The 12,701-nt window shown below is 43.2% G+C and carries 13 protein-coding genes; 7 read left to right on the top strand and 6 right to left on the bottom strand.

Translation table 11 applies throughout. The features are described from left to right. The first annotated feature begins 224 nt into the window (after positions 1-224). From DWV53_RS15750 to DWV53_RS08840, 4 genes are all read left to right on the top strand, one after another. The gene (locus DWV53_RS15750; RefSeq protein WP_181992457.1) at positions 225-383 is read left to right on the top strand and encodes a hypothetical protein; all 159 of its coding nucleotides are present in this window, start codon (positions 225-227) and stop codon (positions 381-383) included. Between the two features lie 54 nt (positions 384-437). Beyond that, positions 438-2,525 carry a hybrid sensor histidine kinase/response regulator gene (locus DWV53_RS08850; RefSeq protein WP_118153013.1) on the top strand — a complete coding sequence of 696 codons (2,088 nt, stop codon included), beginning with the start codon at positions 438-440 and terminating at the stop codon, positions 2,523-2,525. After that, the gene (locus DWV53_RS08845) at positions 2,522-3,838 is read left to right on the top strand and encodes a sigma-54-dependent transcriptional regulator (protein ID WP_117695625.1); all 1,317 of its coding nucleotides are present in this window, start codon (positions 2,522-2,524) and stop codon (positions 3,836-3,838) included. The genes DWV53_RS08850 and DWV53_RS08845 overlap by 4 nt, the downstream gene beginning before the upstream one ends. A gap of 230 nt (positions 3,839-4,068) precedes the next feature. Then, a complete protein-coding gene (locus DWV53_RS08840) occupies positions 4,069-4,698 on the top strand; it encodes an RteC domain-containing protein (RefSeq protein ID WP_117695626.1) in 630 nt (209 codons plus the stop codon). Positions 4,699-4,753: 55 nt separating this feature from the next. Here the strand turns inward: DWV53_RS08840 and DWV53_RS08835 are convergent, their stop codons facing one another. The 6 genes from DWV53_RS08835 to DWV53_RS16150 form a co-directional block, all read right to left on the bottom strand. Further along, positions 4,754-5,869: a HigA family addiction module antitoxin gene (locus DWV53_RS08835; protein ID WP_117695627.1), complete on the bottom strand. Its 1,116-nt coding sequence runs from the start codon at positions 5,867-5,869 to the stop codon at positions 4,754-4,756. After that, complete coding sequence (locus DWV53_RS08830) at positions 5,862-6,182, bottom strand: type II toxin-antitoxin system RelE/ParE family toxin (protein ID WP_025867317.1); 321 nt, start codon at positions 6,180-6,182, stop codon at positions 5,862-5,864. The genes DWV53_RS08835 and DWV53_RS08830 overlap by 8 nt, the downstream gene beginning before the upstream one ends. A 176-nt stretch (positions 6,183-6,358) precedes the next feature. Beyond that, positions 6,359-8,365: a conjugal transfer protein MobC gene (gene mobC, locus DWV53_RS08825; RefSeq protein ID WP_117695628.1), complete on the bottom strand. Its 2,007-nt coding sequence runs from the start codon at positions 8,363-8,365 to the stop codon at positions 6,359-6,361. 37 nt (positions 8,366-8,402) lie between these two features. Further along, a complete protein-coding gene (gene mobB, locus DWV53_RS08820; RefSeq protein ID WP_117695629.1) occupies positions 8,403-9,656 on the bottom strand; it encodes a conjugal transfer protein MobB in 1,254 nt (417 codons plus the stop codon). Then, positions 9,641-10,060, bottom strand: a complete 420-nt coding sequence (mobA, locus tag DWV53_RS08815; protein WP_032856281.1) for a conjugal transfer protein MobA — start codon at positions 10,058-10,060, stop codon at positions 9,641-9,643. Before mobA ends, mobB begins: the two co-directional genes overlap by 16 nt. A gap of 189 nt (positions 10,061-10,249) precedes the next feature. After that, on the bottom strand, positions 10,250-10,378 hold the full coding sequence (locus DWV53_RS16150; RefSeq protein WP_254949451.1) for a hypothetical protein: 129 nt from the start codon (positions 10,376-10,378) through the stop codon (positions 10,250-10,252). A 431-nt stretch (positions 10,379-10,809) separates the two neighbouring features. Between DWV53_RS16150 and DWV53_RS08810 the strand changes: the two genes are divergently transcribed. Genes DWV53_RS08810 through DWV53_RS08800 form a run of 3 tightly spaced genes read left to right on the top strand, consistent with a single transcriptional unit; the run spans position 10,810 to position 12,690 of the window. Further along, positions 10,810-11,568, top strand: coding sequence for a ParA family protein (locus DWV53_RS08810; protein ID WP_118153011.1), 759 nt, complete (start codon positions 10,810-10,812; stop codon positions 11,566-11,568). A 5-nt stretch (positions 11,569-11,573) separates the two neighbouring features. Beyond that, on the top strand, positions 11,574-12,020 hold the full coding sequence (locus DWV53_RS08805) for a DUF3408 domain-containing protein (protein WP_118153020.1): 447 nt from the start codon (positions 11,574-11,576) through the stop codon (positions 12,018-12,020). 25 nt (positions 12,021-12,045) lie between these two features. Continuing rightward, entirely contained in the window at positions 12,046-12,690 is a 645-nt protein-coding gene (locus DWV53_RS08800; RefSeq protein ID WP_233339821.1) for a hypothetical protein, read from the top strand. The last annotated feature ends 11 nt before the right edge of the window (positions 12,691-12,701 follow it).

The following is a 12,701-nucleotide window of genomic DNA, read 5'->3' as shown; positions in this document are numbered from 1 at the left end:
GAGTTCCATAATCTACACTTTGTCTGCTTTTGACTTTGTTGTCAACAATTATTATTCAACAACGGTTCTTTTCTGACAATATGCTATTTCTACCAAGAATTTACATAAAAGTTGTTATAATATATATAAATATTCGTCTTTGATACTTCCTGCCATTATCTTTGCCGATTAAAATGTTAGTGCAAAGCAATAATGAAGTAATAGAAACGTAAAAAGTAAACAACATGGAACGCAAAGAACAGACCGGGCATATCTGTAGATGGATGGCTTTAGGCATCATGACTGCCATCGTCATCGTAGGATGTACCATTGTAATCGGCCTATTTGAATGGCGCGACAGAAAGGAGATTGAGTGTAGAAATGCAGAACTGCATCAGTGGTGAAAGAATGTGCATGACTTAAACTTGCACATAACGGAATTGTCACTGCTTGGTGAAATGGTTGCGGATTGGGACTCAACAGATGTAAATGAGTATCATTCGCTTCGATTGGAAGTGGACAGTATGCTTGAAGGCATCGCAGGTATCTGTCCGAAAGAAGATTCTGATACGATCTGCCGTCTTCTTGCAGAAAAGGAACAGCTCCTTCGGGATATAAAGGATGCCATGCAGGATCTGAATGCCACTCAAGAAAAGCTGACCGCCGAAGTTCCAAGAATTGTAGAGCAGAATAAAACTGAAAGCAAAAGACTTTCAGCTATGCCACAGCAGGCAAAGCCAAAGAAGCGAGGTTTCTTCAGCAGATTGTTCGGCAAGAAAGAAAATGCAGTAACAACAGGCAACCGTTTAACCCAAACTGAAAAGATGCTCACCAACCTAAACCAAACGGTTGTTGCTAAACATCACCAGCAAAGCCGTAAGGTAGTGGAGATATTGGATAGTCTTGGAAACAGAAATGAAGGTATCAATAAGCAGTTGCAAAAAGTTATCAGCATAGCTGATGAGAATGTGGATAAAGGCATCAAAGTTCGTGAGCGACAAATCGCAGACTTGGAAGGCAATTATACCTATTATTATATAGGGATGATAGGATTGTTGATATTGGTATTTTTCGTATTATTCCTATTGGTGTGGCGATTCGCATTCAAGACACGTAAGAGCAAGGAAGAAACAAGAAAGGTGATGCTGACAGTAACGCATGAGATGCGCAGTCCTTTGTCTGCCATCAAGGATTATGCTCGCAAGATTAGCGGACTTGATGATGCTACGGATGAAAGCAAACGATATGCCGACTTGATTGTTGACACATCGAAAGGCTTGACTTCTATGATTGACAGTTTCCTGGTTTACTCCAAATTAGCGAATGGAAAGGCGACCGTCAAGGAACGCCCTTTCCGTATGATGGACATTGCCGAGCAATTAAAGATGGAGTATGAACCCTTTGCTGCGAAGAAGCAACTGGAATTGAGCGTCAACAATAAGGCAGATGGTGTTGTCAATGGAGACAAGGAAAAGGTGCTTACAATAGGACGCAATCTGCTTTCCAATGCCATCAAATATACGGGAAAGGGTGAGATAGTATTGTCCACAACCTATAAGAATGGTGTATTCATGCTAATGGTTAAGGATACAGGAACAGGATTGGACGACAAGCAACAAAAACAAATCTTCAAGGAATTTGCAAGATTGGGAAATGCGGTCACCCAACCGGGATTTGGCTTGGGGCTTTCCATTGTCAAGAACCTCGTTTCACTGATGAAAGGAAAAATCGATGTGTCCAGTCACCAAGGGCTTGGAAGTATCTTTACCATTAGTCTTCCTATGGCTGCAGCCGAAAAGCAGAATGTGGAACCAACTCAGTATAGAACGAAACGACAAGATTCGTTTACTGTCATTGCCATTGATGATAGCCATGTGCAACTGAGTACCATCCGTGAGGCGTTTACATCAAACGGCATTGTATGTGACACTTGTAATAATGCCACGGATTTATTGGATATGATGCGCAAAAAATCTTATGATCTGCTGATAACGGATTTGAAGATGGCTGAAGTGAATGGTATCGAGATTCTGGAAATGATGCGTATGGTGAACGTGCGTAACTCCAAGACCATTCCTGTTGTCGTTATGACAGCAGCACCAAATGTGAGTGAGCAAGAACTGCTTGACGCAGGATTTGTCGCTTGTCTGTTCAAGCCGATGTCTGACAAGGATTTGATAAACACTGCAAGGAAGTGTGTGAATGGCAAGATAGCAGAAAAACAAATAGACTTCTCTATGTTGCTGACCTACGGCACTGAAAAAGAGACTTTGGAGAATTTCGTAAAGGAAATGACTGACACATTGGGCAGTATCCGTAATGCAGCCAAAGAGGAGAACCGCAAGAAAATGTCCGATGCCATTCACCACGCAAGAAGCTCGTGGATGATGGTACAATCTGACGAGTCTTTGAACCATCTCTTTGACCTGATTGAAGATTCTACATCATCAGACGACGTTATCAACCAAGCGGTTGAGGATGTTTTCGCACATGGTGAGGCAATCATCAAAGCCGCACAAAAGAAAATTGAGGAGGTAACAGTATGAAGAAAGTAATAATCATTGAAGACAGCCCTACATTTTGCAATATGTTGGGCAAGAAGTTGGAAGCGAAGGGATGGAAAACAATCTTATGCTACAATTACAGAGATGGTCTGAAAGCTGTGAAGGAATCCTCTGAATGGGATGTTGTCATTTCGGATATGCGCTTGGGGAATGATAACGGTATCGACCTGTTGGAATGGATGCGTAGTAACGGCTACCAGAATCCATTTATCATCATGACATCTTACGATGAAAGCATGAGTGCCGTGAGGACTATGAAATTAGGAGCGGAAGACTATATACCGAAGAAATTGTTGCTTGATGTAGTTTATGAACGTTTGGAAGAAATCATAGACAAGCAGAAACGACTCGTAGAATTGAATAACAAGATTGTTTACCGCAAAAGTGAGAAGTTTCGCCGTATATACAAAATGGCAGAATTGTTTGCCAAAAGCGACATGGCTGTTATGATATTGGGCGACAACGGTACTGGCAAAGAACATATAGCGGAAAAGATACATCTGCAAAGCAAAAGAGCCGACAAGCCTTTTGAAGTAGTAGATTGCGGTACGCTTTCTGCGGAACTTGCCGTTTCCGCTCTCTTCGGGCATGAGAAAGGGGCATTCACAAGTGCAGACGCAGCAAGAAAAGGTTACTTTGAATTGGCTGCTGGAGGTACGCTGTTCTTGGACGAGATAGGCAACCTGCCGAAAGACGTACAGGCGATGCTGCTGCGTGTGTTGCAATCCAAGAGCTACCGACCATTGGGAGCTATAAAAGACAAAGTGGCTGACGTGCGCATTATTGCCGCCACCAACGAAAACCTGCAAGAGGCAGTTCGGGAAGGACGATTCAGAAGCGATCTGTATTATCGACTTCACGAAGCGGTTATTGAGATTCCACGGTTGCGGGATTGCAAGGAAGATATTATGCCATTAGCTAACTTCTTCCTGAAACTATATGATAGGCATACTGACAAAGAAATAAAATGTATCAGTAAGGAAGCGCAAAGGGCACTTGTAAGCCATACATGGCCAGGTAATGTGCGTGAGTTGAAATCATGTATCATGCGAGCCATGCTGTTATGCGAGAATGGGATAATAGATATCGAGGACTTGCAGCTGTCACAATCGACATTGACAGAAGAGGCTTTGGAGTTTGATGAACAAGAACGCAAGATCAATCGAGAGCGTATCTTGTGGGCTTTGAAGCAATGCAATGGCATCAAGCGTGATGCGGCAAAAATGTTGGAAATGAGCCATACTACATTCTATGCCCGTATGAAAGAGTATGGTATTCCAACTAACAAGTTGTAACGGTATAAGAACCGTGTAAGGAAGATTGGACGAGTGTCCGGTTTTCCTTACACTATTTCTGCTTGCAATTTCCTTGTGAAAATCTTATTCTCTTGATAAAGTTGCTGATTATCAGGAAATATCATCATCCTATTGTTTTGTCTGTCTTGGAATGGCATAGGTATTGGACTAATAAATGGTGTGCGCACAGAAACATCAAATTAGTACAAACCCATAAAAGAGACAGCAACATGGAATACAACATATTGATAGAGACTGATTTTTTCAACTTGCTGAATGCAGGTCATAAGAACAAAGGTGGTAACGCTTTGGAGAACTCATATCGTGAGTTTATCAAGGTTGTGGTTGATTTATGCAGCACTAACGTGAAGCAAGCGGTCTTTGCACTGTCATACGCAGAGACCGAGCTTGACTTTCATCTGTCAATGCCCCATATAAAGGATTGTTTGGGAACCGTAGGCTTGTATGTGCGCAAAGCAATTGCATTTGTCCGAAGGATGCAAGAGCATGTAACAGCAACATATCATCTTCATGTGACTACATCCACTTCAGAAGCCTCCCCACCAGTATCATCAGAATCAAAGCCATTAGTGAAATGGACTGGCAATGCCGTTGACCTTGTAGAAATGGTATATGGCATCTGCGTCATGGGAAGCGTGAACGATGGCAATGTGAAGTTCAAGGACTTGGCGCAAGCCATGTACCAGTTCTTCGGCATCAAAGCCAAGGACTGCTATCGTTTCTACACCGACATCAGAAGACGCAAGAACTATAGTCGCACCTATTTTCTGGACAAGATGCAGGAGAAGTTGAATGAGAAAATGCGGAGGGATGATGAATTGGAGAGAATGAGGAGATGAAAATGCAAAGCACCATTGGCTATGAAATGTGTAACCAATGGTGCTTTGTGAATCGTTATAGAATTTTCGTTTCAAAGAAATTCTTTATCTTGTATATACCTATATCATGCTTATAGCGTCCGAACAGAAGTTGCGGATTGACATTGTGTTTGTCTGCTTCTGTCAGAATATATGGTGCTATTTTATAAGGTACAACATCACGAGTCCTTGCCATGAACTTTTTCCAGTCCGCATTTGGTAGGGTCGCATTTAAAGCAAACTCGTCAGCCTCAGACTCCTCGATGTTCTTCTTGTCCTCCATGAGATTAATCATTGCCTTACCATTTTGGGTAAGGTGCTTGAATACATGACCGACCTCATGTAAAGTGGTGAAAGCAAAATTGTCAATGGAAGCTATTCTCTCAGTGATGACAATCGTTGGTGTATCTCCTATCCAAAAGGACATTCCATCAACAGGAACTTGCCCAACCTTATTGACTACAAGAAAACGAATGCCATACTTGTTAAGAACCTCTTGGGTTTTGTTCACCGTATTCTTGTTTTCTTTAAACACATTGTTCAGCTCTCTTGCCAGCATCTCTGTATCTGCCCTCTTGTCAAATGTGCATAAAGTTGAATCATCATTTTTAGAGAGATGATAGCAATAATATTTCCAAGACAGAATGTCCACGGGATTGGTTTTCACCTTTTCTGACTTGCGGTAATAAGAAAGTTCCATTTCTTCTGCCTTCAAACCAAAGAAATCATCCAAGTTATCCACGGAAAAGACCTCGAAGATGCGTTTTACATCCTCGATGATATTTCCTCTAACGATACCGACTTTTCTGAAAAAGGGAATTGATACTTGGTCTTTGAGTACATTCCAAATCTCAAGCATTTTAGTCTGCAACACAACCCTTTCGCTCTGTTTGGCGCAATCCAATTCGTATTGCGTCTGGATGTTCATGAGATATGTCGCAGAAATGCCGAGAGCGTTTTCCAACAACAATGCCATTTCAGGTGTCAGAGAACGTTTACCTTTTATGACATCATTCAGAATGGATTTCTGTATGCCAGTGAGTTCGGACAATTCGCTCTGCTTCATATTACGAGCAGACAATTCGTCCTTAATCACCTCGCCCACATGAGTTGCCTCAAATGGGACTGCCTGATTGAAACTAAACTTAGTCATAATGATGTGATATTTCAATTAATTCTATTTCGGTAATGATAATACTGCCATCGGCAGGAGAGCTTTGGAAAATCAATCGCCAGACATCATTGCATCTTACGGATTCTTGATCTTTTCTGTCTCCGTGCAATCTTTCGTAGCGCAAGCCATGATCACGCATAATGTCCTCAATTCTTGTTGCAGCTCTCATTTTGTTGACAGCCTTAACATAACCCTTGATTGCGGCTATAGGAAGTCTTTTATACTTCTTGTCAGATGTCTTTCCATTTTCGAACAGTTCCAACAAAGCCTCGTCTTCACTTGTTATGTTCATATATTATTCAGCCATGTTATTTTTATCTGTGTGCAAAATTACGATAAATATTTTAATTATCAAAATTGATAACTAATTATTAGCTATATTATAATCATTTTTAACTATTATCCTTGACGCTCGCGGAAAAAAAGCAATAGGACAAATCTATTTATATTCAACTGTGAAAAGCGCATTTATGCCTTCTGTATCAAGTGCTTCAAGTTCTCATCGTTGGCGATACGCCCCAGTTCATCCTTGACTATCTGCTTGACATCTTCCTTGATTTGGTTGTAGTTGTCCTGTATGGTCTGCTTCATGCAGTCGTTGCCATCGGTATCCTTGAAATCGTTAATGATAGGGATAGGCTGATAATGGCTTTCCTCTCGCTTTACTTTGTCGGTGTCAACGACAATCTCGGCATGGAAGATCTTCTGCTCTATGCGCTCGGTGAAGTTGTCGGAAACAGAGCCGACAAACATACCTTGGGTGAGTCCGCTAATCTTGCTCGGCGGAATGAGACTGTCCATCTGGGTATTGATAGATGTAGAGACATCCTGTCGGTTGATGGAAATGGACTGGCGCTTTTGGAGCACTTTTCCAAAACGCTCGGATAAAGTCTTGGCGGTCTCGCCAACGACCTGTCCGCTGAAGATATTACCAACGGTATTGATAACCACCTTTGCCTCCTTGTCTCCATAATCACGGACCAATTGCGAGAAGTCCTGGAAGCCCAAGCAGACGGCAACCTTGTTGCTTCGTGCCGTAGCAATCAGGTTATCCAATCCCTTGAAATAGATGGTCGGCAACTCGTCAATGATAACGGATGATTTGAGTTGTCCCTTCTTGTTGATGAGTTTCACGATGCGGCTGTTGTACAAACCAAGTGCCGCACCATAAATGTTCTGACGGTCGGGATTGTTGCCGACACATAGAATCTTCGGTTCTTCGGGATTGTTGATGTCGAGTGTAAACTCGCTTGCGGACATCACCCAGTAGAGTTGTGGTGAAATCATTCGTGACAGCGGAATCTTTGCGCTTGCAATCTGTCCTGCCAACTGCTCCATCGCCCCACCTTGCCAGGCGTCCATGAATGGTGAAAGATAGTTCTCTAATTCGGGATAGCTCGTCAGTATCGGAAAGACATCCTCGTATCTGCGGTTGAGCAATTCTATGGCATGGGGAAAGGTACAAAACTTTCCGTTCTTGTAGATTCTTAGGTACCATATGATGGCAGCAAAGAGGATTATCGGACTCTCCACAAAGAAGTCGCCCTGCTTCTGTACCCACGTCTTGTTGAGATTGAGCATGATGGTGTATGCACTCTCATAAGCATCAGAAATGTCACTCATAAAATCTGGGTGAATAGGATTGCAGCGATGACTTCTGCGAGGATCGTCAAAGTTGATGACATAGAACTGGGGCTTGACCTTATATCCATTCTGATGGTTCATCATGTGGTTGTAGGCAATCGTCGAAAGGTCGGAAAACTTGAAATCATAGATATACATTGAATACCCCTTCTCTATCTGCTGTTTGATGTAGTTGTTCACTACAGCAAAGGACTTACCACTACCCGGTGTACCTAACACGATGGTCGCTCGGAACGGATTGACCACGTTGATCCATCCTCTCTGCCATTTCTTCTTGTAATAGAATCGTGTGGGCAGATTGACGGAATACTCGTTCTCCATGAGTTTGGTCTCCTGCATGAAACTCTCGTTCTCATTATTGAACACATCCTCCATAAGATTATGCTTCAAGAGTCTGCTCATCCAGAGTCCTCCCATCAACAGGCAGATATAACCCGCTGTCATTGTAAAGATGTATAGCGTAGCATTGCCCAAATGTGATATAGGCAACAATAATATCCACCAGTTGAGGAAGAACAGACAGAAGCCTACGGCAAGAACCGTCCAAATCTTGCTCCAACTCATCTTTTCTGCTTTCACGCCCTTGGTTCCCAGACATGAGAGAGCCAAGAGTAAAAGCGAGAACAACTTTGTGTAGAGGATAGAATGAAACAAGCCACCTGTTCTGTTGAAGTTGATCAGGATTCTGTCAACAACCCCGATTGTCACTCCCCACATGCGCATTGCCTCATAGCAATACCAATATACATTCATAATTGCGAGTATTATACTCACAGCACGGAGAAAATCCATTATTTTTCCCAATGCTCTCAAATCGTCTTCTTGTGCCATTGTTTTTCTGTTTTGAAGTTATACCTTGATAATACGATTAAAGGTTTCTCCCTTTTCGCTTCTTTTTCTTTCTGCGTAACTCTCTATCGAATGCTGCTTCCTGTGCCTCGTTGGAAGAACCATTCCCTGCCATAAGTCCAAGACCGCTGCCGTATTCATCGAACAAGCCAGAATCGTGACGCTCTTGTTCTGAGATTGCACCATCTTCCTTTGGAATGGTAAGTGGTATCGGCTGCTCATTCTCGTAAGGTAAGGTGAAATGCTCCTGCATGGCATTGGCAGAAAGATTCTTTCCAAGCCGTGAACCATTGAACACGCTTTGAGTGCGGTGGTCAATAAATGTTGCTCCGTAGATACGGCCGTCAGCTGTATGGCGGAAAACAACATCAATGCCCTTTGCTTTCAGCAGTTCAACAAACTTATCCTTATTGTACGTCTGCTTCAAGACTGCTTCCACGCTATGTTTGGTCATCTCGGAGAGTTTCTTGTCCTCCTTAAACTTCTTGGCCGAATAAGCGAACCGCTTTTCTATCGCCTCCGCACCGACAGACCTGTCAATCTTGGAAGCCTTAAAAGGATTTCCCACCTTGTTGCCCTGTCCGTCCGTGGCAGAATAGACAAAACCATGATACTCACGACCGCCAACTTCGCCTCTGACTTCCTCCAAGGATATATTATATAAGGAGAGAAGCGCACGATATTCGCCCAATGACTGGAACCTGTAGGTAGCGCAGAGAGATTTTACTGTGTTGGCAACCTGCTTCTTCACATTGCCTTGGCTTACATCCACCTTGCGAAGTGGATTGTCTGCCTGGCGTTGCTTGCGGTCTGCCTTGTTGAGATTGTACTTCATCTCCAAGTCACGAGTGATAGCCTTGCTCTTATGGTAGTTGTATCGGCTATCCAAGCACTTGCCGTTTTCATCCACTCGGATGGTCACGATGTGCATGTGATGACGGTCGATGTCCTCATGCTTGTAAACCATGTATGGCTGGTTGCCATATCCCATGCGTTCCAAGTATTCCCGTGCGATGTTCTCCATCTCCATATCCGTCAGCACATCATCGGGATGCGGATTCAAGGATATATGCACGACAGGCTTTTCCGTTCTGATGTGCGGAGAAAGGTATCGCTGGAAATCACGTAAGGCATAGGCGATGCTCGTCTTTCCCGAACAATCATCGAAGATCTTGTTCGTTGCCAAGAGCCTTCCCTCTTCCTTGTTAATCTTTTCACCATTGTATGCCAGTGCGCCATACAATGAACTTCCGAAACTTATCTTTGCGACCATCTTTCCTCAAACTTACGGGTTAGTTCAACAATCTCACGGGTAAGAGAGACCAGTTCCCTGGTGCAGTTCTCCAGCTTATAGAGCAAAGCCATCGCCTTTTTCTCAGAGAAATGACAACGGAGTTCCTTGACAACCTGGTTGTAGTTGTTGCCAATCATTCGGTACTGCGAGTGAAAAGAGGAAAGCTTGGTGTAATATTCCACCAGTGTCTTGTCCTCGCGCAGCACCTTGAACGGCTCGCCGAAGATGCGTGCCTTGGCAAAGACAGCCTTTGCTTTCACATCAGTCTGCTCATACATGACGAGGAATTTCATCCACTCGTCATCGTCGAACCGAAGCATCACATGGTGCGACTTCGGGTTCAGCTTGGGGATTCGTCCCCCTCGTTTTCTTTCTGTGTTCATATTAAAATGGATTAAGTGGTACATGCAGCAATAATGGAATTGCACAAACTATCGTCAGATTGGAACATGGGGAGCCCGACTTCGGAGAGGCTACCAACCCGGCAGGGCAAGGTCTTTGGAGAGTAACTCCAAAGGTTTTGAGTAACTCAAAACATACCTTGCTATGTCTTTGAGGACATAAAAATCCGCTTAGGGTGGATTGAAGTTAGCCTTCGTAAGAAGCTGTCCCCATCCCGAATGGAAGCTGTTCGGGAAATCCAGTCCTTTGCGGAATATCAAGCCTTGTTCTTCTCGGAACGATATGGATGCGCTATCCATCGCTTTGCCTTTCGGGTGCAAAATTACGGCTAAAATAGCACCCTTGGAACAGATGCACCCCAGACAACCACTGCAACTATCGGCAACATGCTGCCACAGGATTTGAAAACCATTGTTTTTCGGAAAAAGCGTTGTTACTTTGCAGCCGTAAACATCGAACTAATGATTTGAAAATATGATGAAACAAGCATTTGTAGAAATGAATAAACCTGCCATTATTGCAGTATCGCCTTGCATCAATGATGCGCTACTGACGTACAGACTTAATGATTCACTGTCGTACTGTCGTATGGAAATGATGAAGCACTGCAATGGTTCAAGGTCTCCATAATGGAGCAATGACTTATAGACATGGACACTTATGTGTGCATATCATTAAATTGGCAGAAAATCATGGAAGTGAGTTATCAACAAATTAAAAAGTTAAAGATATGAGTAAAACAAGATTTGTAGCTTTTGCGACACAGAAAGGTGGAATCGGAAAATCCACCATCACGGCTCTTGTAGCCAACTACATTCACAATGTTAAAGGTTTCAATGTAGCGGTCATTGACTGTGACGAACCACAGCACAATATCGCAGACCTGCGTGATGAGGAAATGGAACTCATCAAGGACAGCGTTTATTTCAAGGCACAAGCCTGTGAGCATTTCAAGAAGTTGGGCAAGAAATCCTACAGTGTTACGAGAAGCAATGCACTCAACGCACTTGATGACGCAGAGAAAGTGTTGGAGGAATCTGAGGTTGAACCCGACTTTATTTTCTTTGACATGCCGGGAACAATCAAAAGCGAAGGTGTCATGAAGACCTTGTCACAGATGGATTACATCTTTGTTCCTGTCAGCGCTGACCGCTTTGTGATAGAAAGCGCATTGAGTTTTGTCCAGTTGTTCTACGACAACCTTGTGACTCCGGGCTTGTCTGTCACCAAGGAACTTGCATTCTTCTGGACGATGGTTGACAAACGAGAACGCACGAATTTATATGAAGTGTATGAAGGAATGTTTGCTTCTCTCGGCTATTCACTTCTCAACACACGACTTCCAGACAGCAAGCGTTTCAGAAGAGAACTGTCGGAGAATCGAAAGGCAGTGTTCCGTTCCACCATCTTCCCTGCAGACCCGAATCTGTTGCGAGGGAGTGGCATCAAGGAATTGTCTGACGAAATTTGTGAAATTATAAAAACATAATGCCTATGGTAAGCAGAAAAATCAACACCGATGCAATAGATGAAAGTCTGCTCATTGCCTCTGTTGGCAAGAGCAAGATAGGCACGACAACGGCATCCATCCTTAATGGAGCCTCTCAAAACCAAGTGAGGGATACCGAAGAGAAAGAAGAGGGTGAAAAGAAAAATCCACGTTCACAGATGGATAAGCCTGCAGCCCCACGCAAGCCATCCAAGGTTTCTTCTGAAAGTTATGATGCTGCATTTTTCAAACGAAACGAGATAAAGACTCGTCAATGCGTTTATATCAGTCGTGAGATACACAAGAGAATTTCGAGGATTGTCAGTGTGCTCGCAAAGCATGAGTTGACAGTTGGTGGTTATATCGACCTTATTCTTGAGAGACATCTTGAAGAGAACCAGGAAGAAATCAACGGCTTGCTGAGAAAAGAGATAGATGACTGGAATGTATGACACATAAAAAGGAATAAGCATGACAATGGAAAGTATATTCATGATAGTTTTGGTTGCATTCAATGTCTGGACTATCTATTTTTACAACAAGTTGCTCCTTGAAGTAGCGAACAATAAGGAAGAAGAGGAAAAGCCCTCCATCGACCCTATGGCACTCGTTGGCAAAAGCCTTTTCAAGGTGTCCCAACTGCGAAAGAAAGAAGAAACGGAACAGAAACAAACTGAGTCTGAGCCAGTATTAGAGAATGATGTGACATTCGAGGATTCTCCAAAGAACACAGCAAGGATTCCTGACGAACAGCTTGACGATGTGTTTACGAATGTTCGCATAGAGGACGTTGATGTGAAATATTCTGACGATGAGGGTGATGCCGATGTGCCGCAAGCCAAAGGGTCAAGTTTTGAAGACATTGACACAGCCGTAAAAACGGTCAAGGCTTCAAAAGCTACGGACAAGGAAAAACGACATGCAGGAAAAGTCTTCCATGAGATGGATGGCAACCAATTCTATGAGAAATTCATGGAGAACAGCAAGGAGTGCAAGAAGAACATCCATGATTTCGTCACCTTTTACCTGCAAGGACATAAGATAGAACAAACGTCCAAGCCAAAGAAGGAGTTTAAAGTGCCAGATAGCATAGAGGACTTCAATATCCTTGATTTTGTATAACAATAAAATTT

The sequence above is a fragment of the Segatella copri genome, assembly GCF_003465495.1.
In the GTDB taxonomy this organism is placed as follows: domain Bacteria; phylum Bacteroidota; class Bacteroidia; order Bacteroidales; family Bacteroidaceae; genus Prevotella; species Prevotella copri_G.
The sequence above is the reverse complement of the archived record's forward strand: the minus strand, read 5'-3'. Positions and strand labels throughout refer to the sequence as shown.

Coding starts and splice junctions, on each gene's coding strand:
- DWV53_RS15750 (WP_181992457.1), top strand. CDS start 225: ATGGAACGCAAAGAACAGACCGGGCATATCTGTAGATGGATGGCTTTA.
- DWV53_RS08850 (WP_118153013.1), top strand. CDS start 438: ATGGTTGCGGATTGGGACTCAACAGATGTAAATGAGTATCATTCGCTT.
- DWV53_RS08845 (WP_117695625.1), top strand. CDS start 2,522: ATGAAGAAAGTAATAATCATTGAAGACAGCCCTACATTTTGCAATATG.
- DWV53_RS08840 (WP_117695626.1), top strand. CDS start 4,069: ATGGAATACAACATATTGATAGAGACTGATTTTTTCAACTTGCTGAAT.
- DWV53_RS08835 (WP_117695627.1), bottom strand. CDS start 5,869: ATGACTAAGTTTAGTTTCAATCAGGCAGTCCCATTTGAGGCAACTCAT.
- DWV53_RS08830 (WP_025867317.1), bottom strand. CDS start 6,182: ATGAACATAACAAGTGAAGACGAGGCTTTGTTGGAACTGTTCGAAAAT.
- mobC (WP_117695628.1), bottom strand. CDS start 8,365: ATGGCACAAGAAGACGATTTGAGAGCATTGGGAAAAATAATGGATTTT.
- mobB (WP_117695629.1), bottom strand. CDS start 9,656: ATGGTCGCAAAGATAAGTTTCGGAAGTTCATTGTATGGCGCACTGGCA.
- mobA (WP_032856281.1), bottom strand. CDS start 10,060: ATGAACACAGAAAGAAAACGAGGGGGACGAATCCCCAAGCTGAACCCG.
- DWV53_RS16150 (WP_254949451.1), bottom strand. CDS start 10,378: ATGGATAGCGCATCCATATCGTTCCGAGAAGAACAAGGCTTGATATTC.
- DWV53_RS08810 (WP_118153011.1), top strand. CDS start 10,810: ATGAGTAAAACAAGATTTGTAGCTTTTGCGACACAGAAAGGTGGAATC.
- DWV53_RS08805 (WP_118153020.1), top strand. CDS start 11,574: ATGGTAAGCAGAAAAATCAACACCGATGCAATAGATGAAAGTCTGCTC.
- DWV53_RS08800 (WP_233339821.1), top strand. CDS start 12,046: ATGGAAAGTATATTCATGATAGTTTTGGTTGCATTCAATGTCTGGACT.